Here is a 23,849-nt window from a genome sequence, read left to right on the forward strand (position 1 = left end):
ACTTATTGTTTTATTTTAAAGGGTAAATATTTAGAAATCTAAACCTATTTATACGATTTATTAATCATTGACCTAAGTCATTCTAACCAATCTCATTCACTTTAAAGCTGCTATTTACAAAAATCCACAGAGTTAGTAATTTACAACGGACAAAAATGTCCGTTAAATATCAGAATAAAATTTAATGCAATTTCCCCTATGCGTATACGTCAAAAACAAGCGGCACAAAATCGCGAAGATTTGCTCAATGCTGCACTGAAAATATTCCGTAAACAAGGGATTCGTGCGCCATTACAGCTTGTGATTGATGAAGCTGGCGTTGGACGAGCAACCTTTTATCGTAATTTTCAAGATCGCCGTGAGTTAGTCATCGCCTTGATGGAACAAGCATTAACTCGTCTAGATGAACGGGCAAAAAGCTTTTCAGAATATCCTGACGGTTTGATTCGGTTAATTCGCAATCATGTCGAGAATCTGCCTTATCTCACCGCATTGATGGAATATTGGCGTGTGATTGATCGTAATGACCCAAGTATGGTGGATATTTATCAACGGCGTGACGCAATTCTTCAACCGCTGATTGATCAAGCCATTACCCATCATATTTGCCGACCAGATCTCACCCCAAAAGATTATGCGCTAATTACTGGTATTCTAAGAGCTTCCTTTCAAGGGCTAACCGATGAAGAACAGGTTCAACTGGCCACTCGTGCAGTTGACTTACTGATTGATGGCATCAAGGCGTAATTGAGGCAATTATGGATAAATCGCCACGTTTACTTGAACCTGCCCCAGATTGGACACCTGAAGAACGTCCAACATTACCAGGCTCGCCTGCGGCTATTGCACATCCAACACATAAGAAGCTGATTTATTTTTTTATTGGCCTGTTTGTTGCAATCTCAGGCAGTTTAAGTAATGGTTTTATTACCGCAAATTTACCACTTATTCAGGGTGAATACTCGCTAACGCCTTCAGAGGCTGCATGGATTCCCGCAGCTTATGTGATGGCAAATATTAGTTCCAACATGATTCTGTTTAAAGCTCGGCAACAATATGGGTTACGGCTTTTTTCTGAAATTGGTTTAGTGCTTTTTATTTGTGTGTTGGTGCTGCATATCTTTGTGCACACCTTTGAAATGGCATTGTTTGTCCGTGTGATCAGCGGTTTGGTTGCCGCCCCCCTGAGTTCTTTAGGCATGTACTACATCATGCAGGCCTTTAAACGAGAAAACTTTGGACGAGGAATTTATCTCGCACTGGGCTTTCAGCAATTGGGTATCCCACTGGCATGGATCATTTCCCCGTCTCTGGTCGATGTAAATGACTGGATTGTGCTCTATACCTTTGAGTTGGGTTTAGCGATATGTTGTTTGGCTATGGTGGTTTCTTTAAAACTGCCGCGTAGCTTAAGAATCGAAGTCTTTGAAAAACAGGATTTCTTTACTTTTGCCTTACTCGCACCTGGTTTTGCCCTGCTATGTATCGTCCTGACCCAAGGCCCAATCCTTTGGTGGTTTGAAGTCAAATGGTTAGGGTATGCCTTAATTGCAGGATTCAGTCTTATTATTATCGGACTGACTTATGAACATTACCGTGTCAATCCGCTTATCATTACCCGTTGGCTAGGTTCAGCCACCACACTTAAATTTGTGTTTGGTGCGTTGGCGATTCGCTTGCTCATGTCCGAGCAAAGTTACGCGGCTGTTAACTTTTTAAAAACCATGGGCATGGGACCTGATCAGTTCGTTACCTTGTATAGCGTGATTTTTCTTGGCATTGTGCTCGGCACTGTTTTTAGCGCCATGACCTTTAAAAGAGAGCGCATCTCATGGCACTTGGTCGGTGCTGTGGTCTTGGTTCTTATTGCCTGCGCTTTAGACTATCACCTCACCAGTGATGTTCGACCTGAGAATTTTTACCGCAGCCAATTTATCGTTGGCTTTGCCAGTGGTATGTTTATCGGACCATTGTTGCTGACAGGGATTATTAATGCCTTACAAAAAGGCCCATCACACATGGTCACTTTTGTGGTGTTGTTCTCTGCAACACAAAGCTTTGGTGGTTTAATTGGAAATTCATTCTTTTCAACCTATCAACAATTACGCACCCAAAATTATCGGGCTGAAATTGTCAGTGACTTGTCACCCACTGATCCATTGGTGGTGCAACGACTTTCGGCCTATCAGCAAGCAGCCAATAAATATACTTTAGATGCATCACTCGAACAGAACCAAGCTTATCGCAATTTAAACCAGATTGTGACACGAGAAGCACAAGTGCGTGCCTATAATGATGTGATTGCATTAAATGGAATTTTCGCCATTTTACTGTTGATTTGGAGTAGTTTTAATATTGCTTGGACACGCTATCAACTCAAAAAACAGCAACAGGTCCTCAATAGCAGTTAGACTCAGGCTATTCCGAAATCAGATGATCCATGATGTCACGCTATGTATTAAAAAATATTTGAGAATTCTTATGTCGCAAGATCAAAAATCAACAGAGCAAGCAGCAGTTACACCACCACAAGCACCTGCAACAGCAGCAGCGCCACCACCATCCAGTAAGCTTATTCCAACAGCGAAAAGAACATTGCTGTTGATGCTCTTGGTCTTGTTGGTGGGGATTGCTGTGATTATGCGCGCATGGAAAATTGGTCCTTTTGATAGCAGTATAGAATCCACCGACAATAGTTATATCAAAGGCAGAACCACGGTTTTATCTTCTCAAATCAATGGTTATGTCAAAGATGTATTAGTGACTGATTTTGACCATGTCAAAAAGGGTCAGCCGTTAATGCATATTGATACCACAACCTATGATCAGAAAGTGACTCAGGCTGAAGCAAGTGTTGATCAGGCCAATACCACTTTAGCCAATCAAACCCAAGCGATTGAACAACGCAAAGCGGACATTGTGGCTGCACAAGCCAAAGTTGAACAAGCCAGAGCAAGTTATGAACTTTCAACAGCACAACTCAATCGTTATCAACAATTGGGAAATACTGGTGCAACCTCTAAAACAGAACAAGACAAAGCGGCTGCGGATGTAAAGAATAATTTAGCCTTACTCAAACAAGCTGAAGCCAATGTATTGGTTGCTCAAGAAGCATTAAAAACAGCTCAAGTGGCTCAATCGGGCTTAAAAGCACAAGTCACCAATGCCAAGGCACAATTTGATCAAGCGGTGACAACGAAAGACTACAGCGTGATTGCAGCACCGATGGATGGACAATTGGGCGAAGTTAGCCCTCGCGTGGGGCAATATGTTGCAGCTGGAACCCAGTTAATGTATCTGATTCCGCAACAAACTTGGGTAATTGCCAATTTCAAAGAAACACAAATTGCCGATATGCACATCGGGCAAAAAGCAACATTTACCGTAGATGCCATGAAACATCAAAAATTTACTGGCCGTATTGAACAAATTTCACCTGCTGCGGGTGCTGAGTTTAGTGTGCTTAAGCCTGACAACACCACAGGTAATTTTACCAAGGTCGTACAGCGTATTTCTGTGCGGATTGCTATTGATCCCAATCAAAAAGGTTTAGAATTCTTACGACCGGGGATGTCTGTGGTGACTTCCGTCGATACCAGCACTCAATGATCCGCCTAAGTGAAAAGCTTGAGTTAAAAAGGCTTGAGTTAAAGCCTAGAAATTTTTCCCCAATAATAGACATGAAACTCAATCAAACCTGTCTTGTTTTACAGGTTTGATTAGAATATCTTGAACAGGCTTAAGTCAAAGCTACTCATACACACCCATTCAGTTAAAAAATCAGCATGTTTGATCATATTGCCCAAACTATTCCCTACCAAAGTTTAGATTTTGCTAGATCTGTTCAACTTACAGTTAAACGGCTTGATCTAATCCATCCACAAATTTCTGGCAATAAATTTTTTAAACTCAAATATAATTTGATTGAAGCACGTCAGCTTGGCCTAAAACAGATTCTGACGTTCGGTGGTGCTTATTCCAATCATATCGCTGCCACAGCCTATGCAGCACAGTTATTTGGATTTAAAAGCATCGGGATCATTCGGGGCGAGGAGTTAGCGCATAAACCGCTCAACCCAACTCTAACGACAGCACAGCAGTTGGGCATGCAGCTAGTTTTTGTTTCACGTGAAAAATATAGACAAAAAAATAATCATGACTGGATCGATGAATTAACACAACATTATCCAAACACTTATATTATTCCTGAAGGTGGAACCAATGAGCTTGCTATACAAGGTTGTCAGGAAATTTTAACGACAGAAGATTTAAATCATTATGATGTGATTTGCTGTGCGGTAGGAACAGGTGGCACAATCACTGGGCTGATTAACGCCAGTTCACCACAGCAGGAAATTTTAGGATTTTCAGCACTTAAAGGTGATTTTTTACAACAAGATGTCAGTCAACTCACCCATAAAAGCAATTGGAAAATACTGGATGATTATTGTTTTGGGGGCTATGCCAAAACCACTGCTGAATTACTTAGCTTTATCAACAACTTTGAGCAACAATATCACATTCCGCTTGAACAGATTTATACTGGAAAAATGTTTTATGGAATTTTTGACTTAATTTCAAAAGGTTACTTTGAAGAAAATGCAAAAATTTTGATCCTGCACAGTGGTGGCTTGCAAGGACGTAGCTAAATCTCATCTGTTTATAATTGTCCTGAAAATTACTTTAAATTTGTCTATAATCCCCTGCTCAAAGTTTCCATGAGTGTGATATGTCTTCTAACCAATATGATGTGATTGTCCTCGGCGCGGGTGCTTCAGGTTTAATGCTTGCGGCAAAAGCAGCTGCTCGAGGTCGTAAAGTCTTAGTGGTTGAGAAAGCCAATAAAATTGGTAAAAAAATCCTCATGTCAGGTGGTGGTAAATGTAACTTCACCAATCTTTATGTTGAGCCTGAAAATTTTATTTCACATAACCCACATTTTGTCATCTCTGCCCTGACGCGTTATACCAATTGGGACTTTATTGGGATGGTCTGTGAATATGGCATTGACTATGAAGAACGCAAACATGGACAACTGTTTACCTTAAATGGCGCAAAAGAAATCTTAAGCATGCTGCTCAACGAATGTGAAAAAACACATCATGTTGAGATTAAAACCAGTTGTGAAGTCAAAGCGATCAACACGGTTGACGATCAGACTTTTCAAGTCGCCACCAATTTAGGCTATTTTCAGGCTGAATCTGTTGTTGTTGCATCAGGTGGCTTATCTATTCCAACATTGGGTGGCTCTGGCATCGGCTATGAAATTGCCAAACAATTTGGTCACCACATCTATCCTACACGCGCAGGTTTAGTTCCCTTCACTTTTTCAGATCAATTTAAAGAAGTTACCACTCGTTTAAGCGGCAATGCAGTTGAAGCAACACTATCTAACGAACTGATTGCATTTACTGAAGCATTGTTGTTTACACATCGTGGTTTAAGTGGTCCAAGCTCATTACAACTTTCAAATTATTGGAATGCAGGACAAGCATTCCATATTAACTTTTTACCAAGTCTTGAGCTGTTTGATTTTTTAAAGCGCAAAAAGCAAAGCCAACCCAAGGTGTTAATCAGAACCTTACTGACTGAACTTTTACCGAAAAGTGTGGTGATTGAACTACAAAATCTCATTTGGTCCGAGTGGGCTGAAACGGCGATTGGGCAATTAAGTGATGAAAAACTTGAAACGATTGCCAATAAACTACAGCAATTTGAAGTCAAACCCTCTGGTACTGAAGGCTATCGGACTGCAGAAGTCACTTTAGGCGGTGTTGACACCACTGAAGTTTCATCAAAAACCATGGAAAGTACAAAACAAAAAGGTTTATTTTTTATAGGTGAGATCTTAGATGTGACTGGTCATTTAGGCGGGTTTAATTTTCAGTGGGCATGGGCTTCAGCACATGCAGCTTCAAAATATGTCTAATTTAAATTGATCAATAAAGATCTTTCATAAATCAAAAAATGATCATGTGCAGTGAATCATTTGGGTATTGAAAGCGCCTTCTCTCGCTGGGAGAAGGCTAGGATGAGGACACTTTTATGTTGTTTTATGGTTTTAAAACGAACTTATGAAAGAAGTCTAATAGAAAGCTTATTCCAGATAATCTGTTTTAAATAAGATAAGTTGATTCTGGATTTGCTGCTTCTGGGTCACACGTTGAATCGCCAAATCCATCGACTTTAGATCATGGTTTTTTGCAAATAACGACTGATGAATTTTGTGTAAAAAATAGATGATCTTCATTTCAATTCCTTTGAAAATGATATTTATCAGATGAGTGTGTTTTATATTGCCTACATATTCACCCATTCAATCTAGACAATAAATCATCTGATGTCTATCTATTTTCTATAAAAAAACCGATAAAATTCATGCTTTGCGAACACAATCACTCTTGAGATTTGTTTTGAGATTCATGTTGTTGCTTAACAATTTCTGATGGCTGCTTTTTCGGTTTTGCAAACACAAATTTATAAGCGCTTGCTAAAAAACCCACAGTGATTCCTGCAATCACAATGGGTGCAATGAAATTATTTGGCTTTTTCTTAGACATCTCTATTCCCTCTCACTTTTGACCTAAAAATAAAAAGATCGATCAAGCATCAATCCTGATCGATCTTTAAAAGAATTTAAATGTTAATTCGGGTCATCTTTGTCCTGTTTCAATGAATCAGTAAGTGACTTGTACTCATTTTCAATCGCAGGGGTATCCGCGGTTACTTGCGTAGCGTCTGTACCACTTGGCTGTGATGAATAAGTATTTTCTTGCTTTAATGGATTCGGTTGATTTGCCTCTTTCTTGGCTTTATCGATTAAATCCGTTAAAACGCGTTCTGCAGGTTGACGTCCACCTAGACCAAAGGCCAATGCAAAAGCAACTGCCACAGAACCCAAGGTTAAGCCAAAAGCAAGATTAACGATCGAATCGGCAATTCCCATAGCTTTTAAACCCATTGCAATCACCAGCCCCATGATCAAAACACGAACCAAGTTGCCTAACCATCTTGAGCTATTGTACTCACCACGCTGTACCACATTCGCCACGATATTGGCCAACCAGAAACCGATCACCAAAATCACTGCGCCTAACAAAATGTTGGCACCAAAGTAAATAAACATTGAAATCAAATGACTAACTTGTTCAAAGCCCAGTCGATTTGCCGCTTCGGAAACAGCAAATAACATGGTAAAGAAAACAATAAGATAACCAATGATACAAGAAACTTTCGTGTCACCTAAAAAGCGTTGCAAATCTAATTTTGCAGGAATTTCATCAACACCCGTTCCAGCAACAACTTCTGAAACCAAACGCCCCACAAAACGAGACACCACATAGGCCACAATTAAAATTAATCCGGCTGCAATAATATGTGGAATTGCATACATGATTTCACCCAGCATTGCGGTTGCTGGTTGTGAAATAGCCTGTATACCAAGTGCTTCAAAAGCCACAATTAACGCAGTAATCATGACAACGGCAAAAACAAAAGAGCCTAAAAACTTCGCTAAACCTTGGTTTGAGTTTTTAAATAGCCCTACTTTTTCTATTTGGGTTTGTAAATTTAGACTGTTGATTAAACCCTCAACAATCCCGCGCAGGATTTTTGCCAAGATATAACCGACAAAAACGATGACACCCGCAATGAAAATATTTGGTATATAAGAGACTGCCTCATTCAGCATGTTCTGCACTGGAAGCAATAAGCCTTGCAAACCTAAAATTGATAATACAATTGGTAGGAACAGCAATAAAATTAGCCAGTACACAATATCAGCGATATTCTGACTGATCGGACTGACCCCAACATCGGCACTTAATTTTTCATCAAGTTGAGTCCGATCCAAGGCTTTTTTTAAGCCGACTTTAACCAGATTTGCCACAATCCAGCCGATAAACCCGATGGCCACGGCAGCCAGTAATTGTGGAATAAACAATAAGAATTGCTGAATCATCAAACTAAATGGGCTGCTTACGCTGGTAAGATTCAGCACATTTAATGCACCAATCACCGCGATCACCATCACCACCCAAAAAACAATTCGAGAAAGAATACTTTCAATATTTGAACGATGACCTGTTGCTGAAGACAATTTTGTATTTGTACCTAGTTTTTCTAGGATTTTTTTAATTCCTGCTGCAACAATCAGTGCAATAATCCATCCCACAATAAGGATGGCAACAGCGGCGAGAATCGGGTGGAATTGATCCCAATAATACATGGCATCAAATCTCCCCCTTGTTTGTAAAATTTCATTCATTTTTATTTCCTCAAGTTATAGATTTATAACAATCTGAGTGTGCTCAAATGACTTTAAGCAACATTCTTTATTTGAATTGGATACTTGATGAATTACTCTTCTACTTTATCTATTGCTTATATAACGAGCAAATTTAACTGCATAAATACAACAAAAGCATGCAAAAATGAAAAACTCCAGCTTTGCAGCTAGAGTTTGTCTGATCAATATAATCTTTATAGATGATATATGGGATTAAACCCAGTCGGCGATCATGTAAACAAGCAAGGAAACAAGAAATAACCCCACAAGAATAAGCATATAAATGGGTAAGCGATTCTTATGCGTTATATCTTCAGTACTTGTTACATAAGATGGTTTATTGAAATCGTGTTTCATGACGTCCACCTCCATCGAATTGATGTATTTTTATACTAACAGGCTATTTGTGATCTGTGTGTAAAAATATTTTAAGCAAAAGTAAATTTTAATTCGAACAGTTCTTGATAGATAAATGAGCTATAATATGTACCCCATTTTTTGGCTATTGTAGATATGGCTTATCAACGACAAAGTGTCGGGTTGGACTTGGACACTGATGTCACGCATCAATGCTTCACACATACCTCAAGAGATGATCATCTCATTGGAATTATTGAATTTAACAAGCCAAGTTATATTCTAAAATGGGGCGATTTAGAGTATTTCCGTCGCCGTACAGATGAATTGTCGGTCATGCCGTTCCCAGAATGTGTCAATGCAATGATTATTGATATTCGCAATGTCGTACCATTTCTGGATAATGAAGTTCCAATCGTGCCATGGCGTTTACTTGAAGAAGACTGCCCGATACGACTTGTTGTTCCTCAAGATCGTTTAGAACATTATGCAGGGATCTTTGAACCAACGTGGTTAACCACAGACATTGAAATTGCTATTCAAGAATTACGCGAATTTATGGATATGTTCGTACACTAACAGCATATCCATAGCTTAAAAATAAGATTTATTTTTTGATTATTTGTATTGATACAAATTTCATCAATGACTTTGATTTCTCAAAGTAAAGTCAACAATTTAAACAGATCATTGACCAAACATTTTAACTGCCATACGCTGCGCTTGCTTTCCATAAAACCAATAGGTAATTAAATATAAAGGGATTGCCAACATCAACAACATGATCAATGCAGTGAGCAAAAATTGAGTATTTTGCAGATACATCACAAAAGTTTTCCACACTTCTGGATCATTTTGAGAAAAAAACCAAACACCCGCAAATACCCCAAGTAAATTATAGCCCCAAAATATTGCAGTATAACCAAGGGTCAGTTTTTTACGCTCTTGGTCTGTAGGCGCACGGCGTTGTTGTTTGAGAAAACGATATAACACAATAATCATCGCGATCAGATAAGGTATTGCGGTTAACACGCCAGCAATTTCATTGGGCAATAATGCAGCCAATACACCTGCAACCATGGTCAAGACTAAACAAAGCAGCAAAAACCACAAAAAATATTTGTTTAAAGACACCATGACGACAGCCTAGATTGCATAAAGAACAATATTATAATTTTTTTTCAACTTTTTTTCATTTTCTTGTCAACCAATTTGAAACTGTTGTCGTTATATAAGTATAAGGTCTGCAGCAACCAAATTGATTGCACGGCATCCGCAAAGAAATTTGGAGACCTTCTCTCAGAGAAACTAAAAACTTATGCTTCTTAAGATTCAACTTAGCAGCCTGAATCTTTATAACGAAGTATTTTGGCCGACGATTTACTCATCACTCGAATCGTCGGCTTTTGTTTTTCTGGCGTTTGTGTTTTTATCGTTTCTGCTTTGACCGCGTGTATGTGTATCGCGTACTTGTTCTAACAATACAATCTCTTAGAACCTGTCAATTTCCTCATACTTGAATAAAAAATACAGATCGTCTTTGATTCAATAAAACAAAATTCACTTTTGTCTTGTAAATAAACAAGACGATCTCTTGTTCAGTATCGATATAAGCTTAAATTTGTTTCATCTTGAACTGTTGAGCCACTTTTAAAATTGCCATAAATCCAGCCAGAGTAAAAGCCAACATCAAAATTCCCATATTTAATAAATGATTCCATATGAGAAAATTCAATACCACACCACCCAATAGACCACACGCAAATTGCATACTGCCCATAATTGCACTTGCAGTTCCTGCTCTTGAGCCTTGTTCAGACATCGCCAATGCCATCGCATTCGGTCCAGTAAAACCAATCCCTGAAACAGAGAAAAATAAGCCCAACATGACAATCGCCAATGGTGCATCAGACATGAAACCTGCGCTGACAATAATCAGCCCACCTGTGACTTGAATCAAACCACCAATTTTTAACCGCAGGATCACCGAGAGTTTGTTGGCTAAACGCTTATTGATAGAAGACAGTAAAATGATACCAAAAGCATTAAAACCAAAGGCAATAGCAAACTGTTGCTGAGTTAAATGATAACCATCCATCAACACTGCTGCCGCGGAACTGATATAACAAAATAGTGCTGCACCAGTAAAGCAACCTGCCAACATCGGAAAGCGAAAGCTTCGATCTTTAAAAATAGCAGCATATAAAATAAAAACTTGTTTAAAGTTGAGACGCAGCCTACGTTCTGGTGCGAGTGTTTCCTTAAATAAAAAATGTACACAAAATAAGCAAAACACACCAATCACAAACAAGGCAATAAAGACACCTTGCCAACTAAAGAATTGTAGAATAGCTGCACCCAAGGTTGGAGCAAGAATTGGGGCAATCCCCATCACAATCATCATACTGGAAAAAGCTTGTGCTGAACCTTGCACATCTAAACGGTCTCGAATTGCAGCCCGTGCCATCACCACACCCACACAGCCCCCTAAGGCTTGTAAAACGCGTGCGGCAATCAATGACCAATGATCAGGTGCTAAAACACACAACAAGCTGGCAAAAGCAAACAAGGTCATACCAAAATAAAGCGGTTTCTTACGCCCAATACGGTCACTGATTGGACCATAAATCAATTGACCAACAGCAAGACCAAAAAAATACGCCGGCAAGGTATTGGCGACTTGCTGGGTCGTCACATTAAAATCTTGCGCCATTTGTGGTAATGCCGGCAAATACATATCAATGGATAATGGACCCAAAGAAGTAAATAAAGCCAAAAGCATAATCCAGCCCGTTGAATACTGCTGACCAACGTTTTTTTCAGACATAGATGGTTTATAATTTGATAAGGAATGTTGCAGACAAGTTTACACTGTCCATTGTATGATTTGTCACAAAGATAAGTGAAAAGTCATATAAGCCAAATCGCAATTCCCAAGTAAATAACACCCTATTGATTTAACAAGGATTTCCTTTGAACACTTGGCTGTTAAAACTCAGAAAAGCAACCTACAACACAAGTTTCATGTATAACTTGAGAATGATCATTGCCTTTACAGGGACTGCATTTGTACCTTATCTGTTGGGACAGCAGTTAATGACCATTCCACTCACCTTAGGGGTGGTTGCAGCAGGTCTCAGTGATATAGACGATCGCTTCTCTGTACGTATCATGAATTTGATCTATACCTATATCGGATTCTTTATCACCGCTGCCTCAGTGAGCCTGCTCTTTCCTTACCCTATTCTGTTTGCCTTAGGTTTGATTGTTTCTTGTATCGGTTGGATTTTATTGGGTTCTTTGGGACGTCGCTATGCCACCATTTCTTATGGCTGTCTGGTGGTTTCTGTGTATTCCATGCTTGGGGTGCATTTATTTGATCAATGGTATATCCAGCCAAGTCTATTGGTGGTTGGTGCAATTTGGTATGGGGTTATTTCAACCATCAGTTTTTTACTGTTCCCAGTACGGCAAGTTCAAGACAAGCTGTCTCAATGTTTTTCATCATTAGGTAATTTTCTATTTTCCAAATCCAATTTGTTTGATGTCGATATGACACCAACCAGCTATCAAGACAGTATGATTAGTTTGTCTATGGAAAATGGGCAGCTCATCAGCATTTTTAATGATATGCGTACCGCCTTGTTGACGCGTTTAAAGGGTGACCGAGGACAACGTGATACACGTCGTAGTTTACAATATTACTTTGTTGCACAAGATATTCATGAACGGGCCGATTCAGCACATATTGATTATCAAAAGCTGGCCAAAATGTTTGAACATAGCGATGTGTTATTTCGTTTTCAACGCATTTTAGCGCTGCAAGGCAAAGCCTGTAAGGATTTGAGTGATAGCATCTTACACCGCACCACCTACCAGCATAATGTCCGTTTTGAGCATGCTTTTAAAAACCTCAGATACTCGCTGGATAAACTCAAAAAAGAAGAAAATTATGACTTAATTTGGATCAATTCATTGTTTGCACTTTATCAAAATTTAAAGTCGATTGATGCCCAATTACAAAATCTCGAAACTGAACGACATATAAAATACGATCAAAGTAAAAATTTCGAAAACCAACTTAAAGATGATGACCTCAAAGGTTGGGATGATATTGTCATTCGAATCAAACAAAATTTAACTCCCGAGTCTGTACTTTTTAGACATGCAATTCGTGTTTCGATTGTTTTGTTTATTGGCTATGTTTTTGTGCAACTCACCAATATTGAATATGGTTACTGGATTCTATTAACCGCACTGTTTGTCAGCCAACCGAACTTTAATGCGACCAAACGACGTTTAAGATTACGGATTATTGGAACATTAGGCGGCATTATTTTAGGCTATGCAATTTTGTATTTTGTGCCCTCTATTGAAGGACAACTCTTATTACTCATACTCAGTGGTGTATTGTTTTTTGATTTACGCAGTAAACAATATGCCCAAGCCACTGCCTTTATTACCATCATGGCGCTGATCAATTTTAACTTGGATGGGCTTGGCTATGAGGCAGCGCTACCTCGTATGATTGATACAGTGATTGGCTGTGCCCTCGCCTGGTTCGGTGTCAGCTTTATTTTCCCTGACTGGAAATTCCGTCGTTTACCCCGCACGATTCAACGCTCATTGGAAGCTCAATGCAATTATTTGGCAAATGTAGTCGCTCAATATCATCAGGGACGCAATAATAGTTTAGAGTATCGAATTGTTCGCCGTGCTGCACATAATCGGGATGCAGATGTTGCCTCACTGATTTCAACCCTTGCCACTGAACCAGATTTTGACCCAAGTCAAAAAAGCTTAGCTTTTGAGTTCTTATGTCTAAATCATACCTTTCTTAGCTATATTGCAGCACTCGGCGCACATCGTGAGCAAGTGAAAGACCAACAGGTACTTAATTTATTGGATCAAGCTTTAGATGATATCTCCGGGGCTTTATTACGGGATGAAATGCCTGATTTAACCGCGCACAATATGTTGAAAGCCATTCGTACCCGTTTAAGCCAATCCGAGTCAGAAGACTCTAAATCACTCATTATTCTTCAACAATTGTCATTAATGTTCAGTATTTTAAAGCAACTAAGTAGCTTGAAACAGAATTTAAGCCATGAACGAGATGATCAATCTACTGAATTGGCTTCTTTATAAATGTGCATCAAAATTGCATCGTTATTTGGTACAATAGGTGCACTAAATCTTGAGATTTAGTGCTAAACTCTGACTAGATTTACATACATTACTGACACTATGACTGCCAAGAATATTTACGCTTATACCTTACAACCTGTTCCGTACGAAGTTTCGGAAGCCGAACAACGCGGCGCTCAACTTGCAATTTGGCGTAGTACCAATAAAATTGGGATTAAAGCTTGGGCAATCATGGGTGTAGCAGTGGTACTCTCATTACTTGGCATCGCTTTAATTAAAAACTATTCAACCATTATTTTTTGGGTGGTTCTTGCTGCAGTTGCCATCTATCTTTTGGTTCGCAAGTTCGGTCTTGAATGGTATGTAAAACGCAAGATGAATGAATTTCCAGTTCAGGAAATCAAAGGTGTAAAATTAGGGGTGCAGCCAAGTGGTATTGTGATGCGTCAACAAATGGGTGTACAAGAAGGTGTTGGAACCGTGGCTTGGAAAGACATTTATGAATGGTACAACACCCCTGAATTCTTACTGGTAAACTTTAAAGTAAAAGGCCAACAAGGTGCATATATTCTACCTAAACGTATGGATAGCAAGAATTTCCCCTTTGAAACACTGCGTAAACATTTAAAAGAAGTTGTTGGTGAACCCAAGACACTTTAATTTAAAATTTTAAAAGGCCTCCATTTTTGGAGGTTTTTTTGTACTTCGCTATTTTAATAAAAATGATAATGAGAATAAATATTATCTGCAAAATTCATTATCTCTCCGATTTATTCAGCTATAATTTGCTATCAAAAATATTCTGCCCTTTGCATTGCCATGTTTAAAAAGACTTTTTTTCAAATTCACTGGTTTCTAGGGATTACAGCTGGTTTAATTCTCTCAATTATGGGAGTGACTGGTGCAATCTATTCTTATGAACAACCTATTCAAAGATGGTTAAACCCAGACAGCTACACGGTAAAAGTTGAAAATCAGGCAAAACTCACGCCTGCTGAAATTTATCAACATTTCCAAACCCAAAACCCTGAAATGAAGATCAACAGTATTACTGTCGCAAAAGCCGCTGAAGAAGCTTCAAACATTAATATTGTCAAAGAAGGCGCTCGTAGAGGTTATACCATGATGGTAAACCCTTACACGGCCGAAGTTCTTCCAGAAGTGAAAGGCAAAGATTTTTTTCAATTTATACAGCAACTGCATCGTAACTTAACTGTCGGTGAAGTCGGTAAACAAATTACTGGCGCCAGTACCTTGATGTTAATTTTCTTTGTACTCAGTGGCCTCTATTTACGCTGGCCGAAAAAGCATTCTTTTAAACAATGGTTTGCCATTAAGCCTAAACTCAAAGGTCGTAATTTCCTTTGGGATCTACATGCTGTAGTCGGCACATGGGTGGTGATCTTTTATTTACTTTTAGCATGTACTGGGCTGTATTGGTCGTATGACTGGTGGCGCAATGGTATGTTTAAAGTAATGGGGGTTGAACGACCTCAGCCTGAAATGCAAGCGGCACGCGGTGGAGAAGGTCAAGGACGTCAAGGGGCTTCTGGCAATCCTCAACAACAACCACAACAACGTGGCGAAAAGCAAAATCCAACGACAGATCATCAACAACCAGACCGTGAAAATAAGCATGAGAATAAAGAAGGCTTAAAACCAGAACAAATTCAACATGTACTTACTCAAACATGGAATGGGTTTAATGCTCAAATTAATCGTGACTATTCGACACTGACTGTTTCGATCCCTAAAAAGCCAGATGGTAAAGTTGAACTCACTTTTGTTGATGCTATTCCACAACATGAGCGTGCACGAAATAAAGCAACCTATAACTATCAAACTGCACAAATTGAAAAATTAGACTTATACGAAAGCAAACCACTCAATGAAAAAATCATGGGAAGTATGCTCCCTGTACACCGTGGTAGTTTCTTTGGCCCAGTTTTTCAATTCATCGCAATGCTTGCGGCATTGGCAATGCCATTATTTTTTGTTACTGGATGGATGCTGTATTTAAAACGTCGTAAGCAAAAGCGACTTACGCTTGCTGCAAAACAAGCGGGTTCAGCAATTCAAATTGATCCAAATGCAACACCTTGGTTAATTGCTTATGCCTCTCAAACAGGAATGTCTGAGCAATTGGCATGGCGCACCTCAACCAGTCTACAAGAAGCCCATCAGCCAACAACGGTAAAAGCTGTACAACAACTCTCTGAAGATGACCTCAAGCAAGCCAAACAGATTCTCTTGATTGCAAGTACCTATGGTACAGGTGAAGCACCTGACTTAGCCTCGCACTTTGAGAAAAAGCTTATGGCTACATCATTGGATCTTTCGCATTTAAAATATGCGGTTTTAGCATTGGGTTCACAAGACTATCCTGAGACCTATTGTAGCTTTGGGCATCGCATAGACGCATGGTTAAAACAATCTGGTGCTCAACAGTTGTTTGCTACGCTTGAAGTCAATAATGGCAACAATGCAGATATCCAACACTGGAATGATGCTTTAGCAAAAGCCACAAAGCTCGATCTACAAACAATGTCTATTGATAAAGTTTTTGATCAATGGCGTTTGACAAAACGAGAATTACTCAATCCAAACAGCTTAGGCGCACCCGCATTTAATCTTGAATTACAAGCCAGCTATGATACAGCTTGGCAAGCAGGTGATATTGCTGAAATTCAAACGGGGAATAGTCCAGAACGTATTCAATTGTTCTTGGATAAATATCAAGTTCATGCAGAAACAAAAGTGGATTCACTCGAACAAAGCATTCAAGAAGCGCTTTGGAATCGCGATTTAACCGTTACTGTTGAACCTTTTGCCAATATGGAACACTTACTCGAACAACTCCCTACACTACCGACTCGTGAGTATTCGATTGCCAGTATTCCAAGTCAGCAAGTGTTGCGTTTGGTGGTTCGTCAGCAACAAAATCCTCAAGGTGAGCTTGGTCTCGGTTCTGGTTGGCTAACCGAACATGTACAATTGCGTGATAAAATTGCGTTAAGAATTCGTAATAATGAATCATTCCATTTAATTACCGATAACCGTCCGATTATCTGCATCGGGAATGGTACCGGGATTGCGGGATTAATGAGTTTGATTCATGCCCGTGTTCGTATGGACTATACTGAAAACTGGTTGATTTTTGGTGAACGCCAACAAGCAAACGATTATTTCTTTAAAGATACAATTCAAGCTTGGCAAAATACAGCGATGCTCAAACGTATTGATTTAGCCTTCTCTCGTGATCAAGCTGAAAAAATTTATGTACATCATAAACTACGTGATCAAGCGGAAGAACTGAAAAAATGGGTGGCCAATGATGCGGTGATCTATGTCTGTGGCAGTATCAATGGTATGGCAACTGATGTTGATCTCGCTTTAATTGATATCCTTGGAGAAGATACAGTTGAACAATTACGTTTAGATGGTCGTTATCGTCGTGACGTTTATTAGGGTCTATTGAATAAATTTACCCGCCAAAACCGAGCTCGATTGCTCGGTTTTTTTTGATTCATATATAATAAATACACAGATTTCGTTTAGAATTAGACTAATTTTTAATGATTTGTTTTCACCCATGTATAACAATAAACTCTTCCGCATTGTCTTTTTTTTGCTGGGATTTGTCTTATTCCTTGATGGATTTATTTTAATTTTATATAAAAAAATCCACTTAGGAACAATACTCCCTTTGCTGATTGGCTTAGCCTTTATCACTACAGCGCTATGGAGCCAACACATTCAACAGTATTTAGCACAACACTTAAAGTTAAAGAAAATCTGGCGCTTAGGATGGATTCTATTGACGCTTTGGTCTGTCAGCTTAATCGGCTTCTTTGGTTATATCCACTTAAAATCCCAACAAAATACAGCAGAAAACAATCTACAAGCGATTATTGTGTTAGGCAGTGGGATTACCCAAGGAAAAGCCTCACCGACCCTCGCAAAACGTTTAGATCAAGCCGGCGAAATTGCAAAACAACAATCACAAGCTTTGATCATTGTCAGTGGTGGTTTAGATTTTGGTGAAGAAAAAACCGAAGCAGAAATTATGTCGCAATATTTACAAGAGCATCTGCAAATCCAAGCCAGTAGAATCCTACAAGAAAATAAAAGTACCAGTACTGACTTAAATCTAAAAAATAGCCAAGCAATTTTAAAAGCGCATGGTTTAACTTTAGACTCTAAAATTGCGATTGTGACCAGTGATTTTCACACCTTACGTGCCGCAGCAATCGCCAGAAAACAAGGCTATCATAACTTCATTACTGTAGGTGCTGAAACCCCACTCACGACACGTTATAACGCATGGTTAAGAGAGTACTTTGCCTATATCAGCGGGTGGATGCTCGGTGAATATTAAGGCACAGAAAGCCATATCATTGTCTGTACAGCGTTACTGATGTAAGCGAATTTTCCGTGGTAACGGTAAGCGTTTATTGTTTTGAAATAACTCAGGTTGAGTCGTATACATCTGATATAAATAATTTTTGATATCGAGTAAAAATTTATTTGTTGAAACTAAAATATTCCGCCCTTCTGGGGTTAAATTTATAGAAATTGCGGTATTATTTTGTTTGATAAAAGGAATCATCTGTTCAATAAAAACAATGAGTTCAACTTCTTGAACTGCGTAACGGCTCCAGTTATCTTTAATCAGAAGTTGTGCCAAATTTTTACTTTGCCAAACAGCTAAAGACTGTTGCCCTGTCGGTGATGCGCACAAAGCCCAGCCATCATCATAAAGAACAAAAACCTTGGTTTGTGAAACAATCATTTCGACAAAATGTTTATATTGGTCTAGGGTTTGAACTGAGTTTTTTTGAGTTGAAGACGCAGCTTTACGTTGATATGGATTTCGCATAGAAAATTTATTTTTAAAATACTTATGCTTATATATTATACAGAAGTTCTAAACAAATAACTAGATTGGAAAATTTGGTGGGCGCTGACGGGATCGAACCGCCGACATTCTGCTTGTAAGGCAGACGCTCTACCAACTGAGCTAAGCGCCCTGAGTGTGGATAAACAAAGTTGTTTACTCTGTTTGAACCTATAAGAAAATCGATGATTTAATCTTAAGTTCTATCCTAAAGATGGGGAGTAAGCGATATGAAGTCTATAATGTTTGATCTCTAAAAATCAAAAAACTTCAAATTCTTACAATTCCAAATGTCTTGATCTCAGGAAATAAGATAAATGGCGCAGCGGACGGGACTCGAACCCGCGACCCTCGGCGTGACAGGCCGATATTCTAACCAACTGAACTACCGCTGCTTGATCTCAGGAAATAAGATAAATGGCGCAGCGGACGGGACTCGAACCCGCGACCCTCGGCGTGACAGGCCGATATTCTAACCAACTGAACTACCGCTGCGTTGTATATGGTGGGCGCTGACGGGATCGAACCGCCGACATTCTGCTTGTAAGGCAGACGCTCTACCAACTGAGCTAAGCGCCCTGAGTGAGGATCATCACAATATTACTTTATCAGAACATAAAAGAAAACAATATTCCCTTTCAAATTCTTATACATCCAAATATCTTGATCTCAGGAAATAAGATAAATGGCGCAGCGGACGGGACTCGAACCCGCGACCCTCGGCGTGACAGGCCGATATTCTAACCAACTGAACTACCGAATCTTGATCTCAGGAAATAAGATAAATGGCGCAGCGGACGGGACTCGAACCCGCGACCCTCGGCGTGACAGGCCGATATTCTAACCAACTGAACTACCGCTGCATTGTATATGGTGGGCGCTGACGGGATCGAACCGCCGACATTCTGCTTGTAAGGCAGACGCTCTACCAACTGAGCTAAGCGCCCTAAACTAGAATAAATAAAAAACTATTTAGACTCTAATTCAGTATTACATGTCACTGCAAAATCATTATAAAGTGGCGCAGCGGACGGGACTCGAACCCGCGACCCTCGGCGTGACAGGCCGATATTCTAACCAACTGAACTACCGCTGCACTTTAACAAATGAATTGCTATACATACGATGATTGAATTTAAGTGGCGCAGCGGACGGGACTCGAACCCGCGACCCTCGGCGTGACAGGCCGATATTCTAACCAACTGAACTACCGCTGCACTAAAAATTCAACGTTAAAGCTTGGTGGGCGCTGACGGGATCGAACCGCCGACATTCTGCTTGTAAGGCAGACGCTCTACCAACTGAGCTAAGCGCCCTAACGACTTCATCGTTTGTGAGGTGCATTATAGAGAATCTTTACTGAGTGTCAAACGCTTTTCTCGATGTTTTACCTATTTTAGGTTTGAGTGATTAAAAAATAGATCATTTTAGTTTAAATTGGTGTTTTTTGTTTATTATTTATCTATTTATAAAATATTCAAACCCATATTTTAATTAAATTGAGTAGATCATTTAATCAATATTTTAACCCTATTATCTATTTACTCTAAACTTAATAAAATATTCCGCGTTTAATGATCAAAAACATCGAATGAAGGCTATTCGGATTTATCCATTTCATTCAGATTTTTTACAATAGGTTTTGGTTCAGGGCGCAACCAAAGCCAGATAGCCACAATCAACATGGTCACATCGGTAAAAATTTTCACAGCCAGTGGTGCATTGGTGAATAACATAATTACTCCACTGATCAACATCATAATACTGGCGATCCACTTTGCTTTACGTGGCACAGTCCCATTTTCACGCCAAGCACGAAGCGTTGCACCATATTTTGGATGATTGAGTAACCAAGCATCAACCTGTGGCCAACCTTTTGATGCCGCCCAAGCTGCCAAGATGAGGAAAACTGTCGTTGGCATTCCCGGTAATATTGCCCCAATAAACCCGAGTACAATAAAAACAATCACCAATGTTCGCCAAAACAAAACTTTCATAGATTAACTCAATCTGCCCATTCGACTAGTATACCGCCCAAATGATTTTGCCAGTATATTTTAAATCAATTGAAATCATTGTATTTTAAAATCATGATGTTCATCATTTCCAATACAGTCAAATTGAGCTTGCATGTTGATTCACTTATTTGCTTGAATCTCAACACGCTAAAGACCTTTTCTTTAAAAATAAACTGAGTGAGTCCTCAGCTTAGGACAACATACAATGACAGACTACTTTGAGCCTTGGTTAAAGTACAAACACCCTATTGTTCGTCAATTGGCTTTTTGCATTGCCAGTCCCAATATTATTCAGCATCTGCCTGATGAATTAGAAATTAAAAATCGTTTTGAAGTACACGACACGGCGTTTTGGCAACAACAATATATAGATTTTCAAACACGCTTAGATCAACTCGATCATGACCCCACCCCACTCATTGAATTTGTACAACAGCTTAAAAGCACACGGTTAGGTTTACGTTTTGAATATTTATTTTGGTTCTGGTTACAAGATGAAGCCAATCAACACTATCAACTGATTCAGCATAGTATCCAAATCATTGAAGCAAAGAATACATTAGGCGAAATTGATTTCCTTGTTCGTAATCAGGCCACAAAACAGATCGAGCATTGGGAAGTTGCTTTAAAGTACTATTTAGGCGAATCAACCTTACACTTAAAGCATTGGTATGGTCTAAATCGTAGCGACACCCTTTTACGAAAACTGAATCATTTCTCAGAAAAACAATTTCAATTTACCCAGGCTTTAGATCTTAAAATTGAAAAGAAACTGGCTGTGATGAAAGGACAGCTTTATCTGCCTTACAATAAAGACGATGTTGCACCGCCCTCATGGATCAACACGCAACGTCGATTGGGTCAATGGGGACATCACATTGCACAAGATTTTTACCGTCTACAAAGGCATGAATGGATTTGCCCAGATCTAAAGCAAAGCTCAGCTGCTGCCCAATTTTGGTGTAATGGTTTATATCATGATAAAAATAGCCTGCAATTTTATATGTACCGCCAAGCTCCTCTGGCGCTTTTCTTTGACATAAATGCTTAATTATTCACGTTTCTTATACACGGATTAACCAATCCACTCATAAAAACATAACGATATATTAACCCGATGCTCGTATACTAAAATTCTAATTAACGCGTGAAACACGGAGATAGTAATGAAAAAAATTTTAGCAGTTTCAATGTTATTCGCTTTTGTTTTAGCTGGTTGCAACACATTTAAAGGTGTTGGTAAGGATGTATCTAAAGCGGGGGATGCTGTTACGAATTCTGCAGAAAAAGTTGAAAATAAATTGTAAGTATCAACTTCATTCTACAACATGAGCCTTATCTAAATAGATAAGGCTTTTTTAATGCCAATTTAAATAGTTTTATCCTTTCTCAAGCTTTAAGGTTTTCATTCGGTTTTATCTTCCTCTATTATATTGTTCAATTTACTTACTTGATCAATGTCCATGAATCATTCGGATACCTTAGAACTGAGTTTACAACTTCTTCGCCAACCTTCTGTGACACCTATAGATCACACCTGCCAAACCATCATGGCAGATCGTCTGTCTGCTATTGGCTTTAATATTGAAAATATGCGTTTTGAAGATGTTGATAATCTTTGGGCAAGACGCGGAACGGCATCTCCAGTTTTCTGTTTTGCAGGTCATACCGATGTTGTGCCTACAGGTCATCTAGATGCATGGGAGTCTGATCCATTCCTACCTGAAATTCGTGATGGCAAACTCTATGGTCGTGGCAGTGCTGATATGAAAACAGCATTGGCTGCAATGGTGGTTGCATCTGAACGTTTTGTAAAGAATCATCCCAACCATAAAGGTTCTATTGCTTTTTTAATCACCTCTGATGAAGAAGGCCCTTCTATCAATGGTACGGTTAAAGTTGTCGAAACCTTAGAAGCACGTAATGAAAAAATGACATGGTGCCTTGTCGGTGAGCCTTCAAGTACAGATACGCTGGGCGATATCGTAAAAAATGGCCGTCGTGGTTCATTAAATGCAGTGTTAACAGTAAAAGGGAAACAAGGCCATGTTGCCTACCCACATTTAGCCATTAACCCTATTCATACCGCTTCAAAAGCCTTATCTGAACTATGTGATACGGTGTGGGACAATGGCAATGAATACTTCCCCGCAACTTCATTCCAAGTTTCCAATATTCAAGCAGGTACAGGCGCAACCAATGTTGTACCCGGCACGATGACCGTTACCTTTAACTTCCGTTACTCAACTGAAGTGACTGCAGATCAACTCAAATTACGTGTTCTTGAGATTTTAGATCGCCATCATGTTGATTATGATATTGAGTGGACGTTATCAGGTTTGCCATTCTTAACCCCAGTCGGTGAGTTGGTCAATGCTGCACGAACTGCAATTAAAAATGTGACAGGGACAGAGACCGAACTTTCAACCAGTGGTGGGACTTCTGATGGTCGTTTTATAGCACCGACAGGCGCTCAAGTGCTTGAGTTAGGTGTTTTAAACGCAACGATCCATCAAATTAATGAGCATGTGAATATTGCTGAATTAGAGCCTTTGGCTGAAATCTACGAACAAATCTTAGTCGAATTACTCGCTTAAGCTGAGCAATTCTCACTAAGTAAAAAAGGGCGCAAATGCGTCCTTTTTTACAGATAAGCTTTGAAAGCATTACAGATCAAGTCTTCTTTATCCCAATCTGTAACTGAATTTGATCCAAATCTGGCACATGATAAGTCTTATCGCCAATTTTCACATATTGTAAAATCGTCTTATCTTTGATGCTATCCTCTGCGTCGACCACTTCTGAAATCCGTAGCCGTATCGAGCTTGGCATTTCATTGCACATCAAGGCAAAACGCTCGTCTGCATCTTCCCCTTCAATGATCAGTGCGACACCCAGAGTCTTTTTAGGATCACTGACACTAAATGTCGGCAACTTCTTTTCATGCCATTCCACGACATTGACATAGGTTGGACTATTCTGAGCAGAAAGCACCACATTTTGTGGTAATAACATTGGTGCTTTATCATAACAATCAATAATATATGCATCAATAAACCCAGTAGACACTGTAATTAAATGCTGTAATTCCCGTGTGCTAATTTTATCAATTGCAGACTTTTCGATATTCTTTGTCATGAGC

The 23,849-nt window shown here is 39.3% G+C and carries 21 protein-coding genes and 9 tRNA genes; 13 read left to right on the top strand and 17 right to left on the bottom strand.

What is annotated here, in order from left to right:
- Positions 1–198 precede the first annotated feature (198 nt).
- The 5 genes from ASC84_RS12585 to ASC84_RS12605 all read left to right on the top strand — a co-directional run bounded on the left by ASC84_RS12585 (position 199) and on the right by ASC84_RS12605 (position 5,929).
- Entirely contained in the window at positions 199–747 is a 549-nt protein-coding gene (locus tag ASC84_RS12585; RefSeq protein ID WP_056515165.1) for a TetR/AcrR family transcriptional regulator, read from the top strand.
- 11 nt (positions 748–758) lie between these two features.
- Positions 759–2,411, top strand: coding sequence for an MFS transporter (locus ASC84_RS12590; protein ID WP_056515169.1), 1,653 nt, complete (start codon positions 759–761; stop codon positions 2,409–2,411).
- A 70-nt stretch (positions 2,412–2,481) separates the two neighbouring features.
- Entirely contained in the window at positions 2,482–3,609 is a 1,128-nt protein-coding gene (locus ASC84_RS12595) for an HlyD family secretion protein (protein ID WP_056515173.1), read from the top strand.
- A gap of 176 nt (positions 3,610–3,785) precedes the next feature.
- The gene (locus ASC84_RS12600; RefSeq protein WP_056515177.1) at positions 3,786–4,649 is read left to right on the top strand and encodes a 1-aminocyclopropane-1-carboxylate deaminase/D-cysteine desulfhydrase; all 864 of its coding nucleotides are present in this window, start codon (positions 3,786–3,788) and stop codon (positions 4,647–4,649) included.
- Positions 4,650–4,729: 80 nt separating this feature from the next.
- Positions 4,730–5,929 carry an NAD(P)/FAD-dependent oxidoreductase gene (locus ASC84_RS12605; protein WP_056515179.1) on the top strand — a complete coding sequence of 400 codons (1,200 nt, stop codon included), beginning with the start codon at positions 4,730–4,732 and terminating at the stop codon, positions 5,927–5,929.
- A 168-nt stretch (positions 5,930–6,097) separates the two neighbouring features.
- Here ASC84_RS12605 and ASC84_RS22925 read toward each other — a convergent pair whose 3' ends face one another.
- The 3 genes from ASC84_RS22925 to ASC84_RS12610 form a co-directional block, all read right to left on the bottom strand.
- Complete coding sequence (locus ASC84_RS22925) at positions 6,098–6,250, bottom strand: hypothetical protein (protein ID WP_004723764.1); 153 nt, start codon at positions 6,248–6,250, stop codon at positions 6,098–6,100.
- Positions 6,251–6,395: 145 nt separating this feature from the next.
- On the bottom strand, positions 6,396–6,560 hold the full coding sequence (locus ASC84_RS22930; RefSeq protein WP_004723765.1) for a hypothetical protein: 165 nt from the start codon (positions 6,558–6,560) through the stop codon (positions 6,396–6,398).
- Between the two features lie 83 nt (positions 6,561–6,643).
- A complete protein-coding gene (locus ASC84_RS12610; protein WP_004723768.1) occupies positions 6,644–8,266 on the bottom strand; it encodes a mechanosensitive ion channel in 1,623 nt (540 codons plus the stop codon).
- Positions 8,267–8,800: 534 nt separating this feature from the next.
- Here ASC84_RS12610 and ASC84_RS12615 point away from each other — a divergent pair.
- Entirely contained in the window at positions 8,801–9,223 is a 423-nt protein-coding gene (locus tag ASC84_RS12615) for a hypothetical protein (protein WP_004723771.1), read from the top strand.
- A gap of 108 nt (positions 9,224–9,331) precedes the next feature.
- Here ASC84_RS12615 and ASC84_RS12620 read toward each other — a convergent pair whose 3' ends face one another.
- Together ASC84_RS12620 and ASC84_RS12625 are read right to left on the bottom strand one after the other, a co-directional pair.
- Positions 9,332–9,781 (bottom strand): ABZJ_00895 family protein, encoded by a 450-nt coding sequence (locus ASC84_RS12620; protein WP_004723773.1) that lies wholly within the window; start codon positions 9,779–9,781, stop codon positions 9,332–9,334.
- A 478-nt stretch (positions 9,782–10,259) separates the two neighbouring features.
- A complete protein-coding gene (locus ASC84_RS12625) occupies positions 10,260–11,471 on the bottom strand; it encodes a multidrug effflux MFS transporter (RefSeq protein WP_056515182.1) in 1,212 nt (403 codons plus the stop codon).
- A 146-nt stretch (positions 11,472–11,617) separates the two neighbouring features.
- On the opposite strand from ASC84_RS12625, the gene yccS reads away from it, so the two are divergent.
- From yccS to ASC84_RS12645, 4 genes are all read left to right on the top strand, one after another.
- A complete protein-coding gene (gene yccS, locus ASC84_RS12630) occupies positions 11,618–13,792 on the top strand; it encodes a YccS family putative transporter (RefSeq protein ID WP_081409360.1) in 2,175 nt (724 codons plus the stop codon).
- Positions 13,793–13,891: 99 nt separating this feature from the next.
- Positions 13,892–14,452, top strand: coding sequence for a YcxB family protein (locus ASC84_RS12635; protein WP_004723779.1), 561 nt, complete (start codon positions 13,892–13,894; stop codon positions 14,450–14,452).
- Positions 14,453–14,611: 159 nt separating this feature from the next.
- Positions 14,612–17,260, top strand: a complete 2,649-nt coding sequence (locus ASC84_RS12640) for a PepSY domain-containing protein (RefSeq protein ID WP_056515189.1) — start codon at positions 14,612–14,614, stop codon at positions 17,258–17,260.
- A 124-nt stretch (positions 17,261–17,384) separates the two neighbouring features.
- Positions 17,385–18,170: a YdcF family protein gene (locus ASC84_RS12645; RefSeq protein WP_056515192.1), complete on the top strand. Its 786-nt coding sequence runs from the start codon at positions 17,385–17,387 to the stop codon at positions 18,168–18,170.
- A 33-nt stretch (positions 18,171–18,203) separates the two neighbouring features.
- On the opposite strand, the gene ASC84_RS12650 is transcribed toward ASC84_RS12645, so the two are convergent.
- From ASC84_RS12650 to ASC84_RS12705, 11 genes are all read right to left on the bottom strand, one after another.
- Positions 18,204–18,671 carry a DUF2750 domain-containing protein gene (locus tag ASC84_RS12650; RefSeq protein ID WP_034613763.1) on the bottom strand — a complete coding sequence of 156 codons (468 nt, stop codon included), beginning with the start codon at positions 18,669–18,671 and terminating at the stop codon, positions 18,204–18,206.
- A gap of 75 nt (positions 18,672–18,746) precedes the next feature.
- A tRNA-Val gene (locus ASC84_RS12655) sits at positions 18,747–18,822 on the bottom strand.
- Positions 18,823–19,007: 185 nt separating this feature from the next.
- A tRNA-Asp gene (locus ASC84_RS12660) sits at positions 19,008–19,084 on the bottom strand.
- Between the two features lie 23 nt (positions 19,085–19,107).
- Positions 19,108–19,184, bottom strand: a tRNA-Asp gene (locus tag ASC84_RS12665).
- Between the two features lie 8 nt (positions 19,185–19,192).
- Positions 19,193–19,268: transfer RNA gene (locus ASC84_RS12670), tRNA-Val, on the bottom strand.
- Positions 19,269–19,475: 207 nt separating this feature from the next.
- Positions 19,476–19,552: transfer RNA gene (locus ASC84_RS12680), tRNA-Asp, on the bottom strand.
- A gap of 8 nt (positions 19,553–19,560) precedes the next feature.
- Positions 19,561–19,636 (bottom strand) — tRNA-Val (locus tag ASC84_RS12685).
- A gap of 72 nt (positions 19,637–19,708) precedes the next feature.
- Positions 19,709–19,785, bottom strand: a tRNA-Asp gene (locus ASC84_RS12690).
- A 44-nt stretch (positions 19,786–19,829) separates the two neighbouring features.
- Positions 19,830–19,906: transfer RNA gene (locus tag ASC84_RS12695), tRNA-Asp, on the bottom strand.
- A gap of 23 nt (positions 19,907–19,929) precedes the next feature.
- A tRNA-Val gene (locus tag ASC84_RS12700) sits at positions 19,930–20,005 on the bottom strand.
- A 282-nt stretch (positions 20,006–20,287) separates the two neighbouring features.
- A complete protein-coding gene (locus ASC84_RS12705; RefSeq protein WP_004723787.1) occupies positions 20,288–20,686 on the bottom strand; it encodes a YbaN family protein in 399 nt (132 codons plus the stop codon).
- 226 nt (positions 20,687–20,912) lie between these two features.
- Here ASC84_RS12705 and ASC84_RS12710 point away from each other — a divergent pair, with 226 nt between their 5' ends.
- The 3 genes from ASC84_RS12710 (at position 20,913) to dapE (ending at position 23,304) form a co-directional block, all read left to right on the top strand.
- The gene (locus tag ASC84_RS12710; RefSeq protein ID WP_056515194.1) at positions 20,913–21,758 is read left to right on the top strand and encodes a DUF1853 family protein; all 846 of its coding nucleotides are present in this window, start codon (positions 20,913–20,915) and stop codon (positions 21,756–21,758) included.
- Between the two features lie 115 nt (positions 21,759–21,873).
- Positions 21,874–22,014 (top strand): entericidin A/B family lipoprotein, encoded by a 141-nt coding sequence (locus tag ASC84_RS12715; protein WP_004723791.1) that lies wholly within the window; start codon positions 21,874–21,876, stop codon positions 22,012–22,014.
- Between the two features lie 156 nt (positions 22,015–22,170).
- Positions 22,171–23,304, top strand: coding sequence for a succinyl-diaminopimelate desuccinylase (gene dapE / locus ASC84_RS12720; RefSeq protein WP_056515197.1), 1,134 nt, complete (start codon positions 22,171–22,173; stop codon positions 23,302–23,304).
- A gap of 76 nt (positions 23,305–23,380) precedes the next feature.
- On the opposite strand, the gene ASC84_RS12725 is transcribed toward dapE, so the two are convergent.
- Positions 23,381–23,845, bottom strand: a complete 465-nt coding sequence (locus tag ASC84_RS12725; protein ID WP_004723795.1) for a hypothetical protein — start codon at positions 23,843–23,845, stop codon at positions 23,381–23,383.
- Positions 23,846–23,849 lie beyond the last annotated feature (4 nt).

Origin of the sequence: Acinetobacter sp. Root1280 (genome assembly GCF_001425285.1) — a bacterium.
Taxonomy (GTDB): domain Bacteria; phylum Pseudomonadota; class Gammaproteobacteria; order Pseudomonadales; family Moraxellaceae; genus Acinetobacter; species Acinetobacter guillouiae.

Coding starts and splice junctions, on each gene's coding strand:
- ASC84_RS12585 (WP_056515165.1), top strand. CDS start 199: ATGCGTATACGTCAAAAACAAGCGGCACAAAATCGCGAAGATTTGCTC.
- ASC84_RS12590 (WP_056515169.1), top strand. CDS start 759: ATGGATAAATCGCCACGTTTACTTGAACCTGCCCCAGATTGGACACCT.
- ASC84_RS12595 (WP_056515173.1), top strand. CDS start 2,482: ATGTCGCAAGATCAAAAATCAACAGAGCAAGCAGCAGTTACACCACCA.
- ASC84_RS12600 (WP_056515177.1), top strand. CDS start 3,786: ATGTTTGATCATATTGCCCAAACTATTCCCTACCAAAGTTTAGATTTT.
- ASC84_RS12605 (WP_056515179.1), top strand. CDS start 4,730: ATGTCTTCTAACCAATATGATGTGATTGTCCTCGGCGCGGGTGCTTCA.
- ASC84_RS22925 (WP_004723764.1), bottom strand. CDS start 6,250: ATGAAGATCATCTATTTTTTACACAAAATTCATCAGTCGTTATTTGCA.
- ASC84_RS22930 (WP_004723765.1), bottom strand. CDS start 6,560: ATGTCTAAGAAAAAGCCAAATAATTTCATTGCACCCATTGTGATTGCA.
- ASC84_RS12610 (WP_004723768.1), bottom strand. CDS start 8,266: ATGAATGAAATTTTACAAACAAGGGGGAGATTTGATGCCATGTATTAT.
- ASC84_RS12615 (WP_004723771.1), top strand. CDS start 8,801: ATGGCTTATCAACGACAAAGTGTCGGGTTGGACTTGGACACTGATGTC.
- ASC84_RS12620 (WP_004723773.1), bottom strand. CDS start 9,781: ATGGTGTCTTTAAACAAATATTTTTTGTGGTTTTTGCTGCTTTGTTTA.
- ASC84_RS12625 (WP_056515182.1), bottom strand. CDS start 11,471: ATGTCTGAAAAAAACGTTGGTCAGCAGTATTCAACGGGCTGGATTATG.
- ASC84_RS12635 (WP_004723779.1), top strand. CDS start 13,892: ATGACTGCCAAGAATATTTACGCTTATACCTTACAACCTGTTCCGTAC.
- ASC84_RS12640 (WP_056515189.1), top strand. CDS start 14,612: ATGTTTAAAAAGACTTTTTTTCAAATTCACTGGTTTCTAGGGATTACA.
- ASC84_RS12645 (WP_056515192.1), top strand. CDS start 17,385: ATGTATAACAATAAACTCTTCCGCATTGTCTTTTTTTTGCTGGGATTT.
- ASC84_RS12650 (WP_034613763.1), bottom strand. CDS start 18,671: ATGCGAAATCCATATCAACGTAAAGCTGCGTCTTCAACTCAAAAAAAC.
- ASC84_RS12705 (WP_004723787.1), bottom strand. CDS start 20,686: ATGAAAGTTTTGTTTTGGCGAACATTGGTGATTGTTTTTATTGTACTC.
- ASC84_RS12710 (WP_056515194.1), top strand. CDS start 20,913: ATGACAGACTACTTTGAGCCTTGGTTAAAGTACAAACACCCTATTGTT.
- ASC84_RS12715 (WP_004723791.1), top strand. CDS start 21,874: ATGAAAAAAATTTTAGCAGTTTCAATGTTATTCGCTTTTGTTTTAGCT.
- dapE (WP_056515197.1), top strand. CDS start 22,171: ATGAATCATTCGGATACCTTAGAACTGAGTTTACAACTTCTTCGCCAA.
- ASC84_RS12725 (WP_004723795.1), bottom strand. CDS start 23,845: ATGACAAAGAATATCGAAAAGTCTGCAATTGATAAAATTAGCACACGG.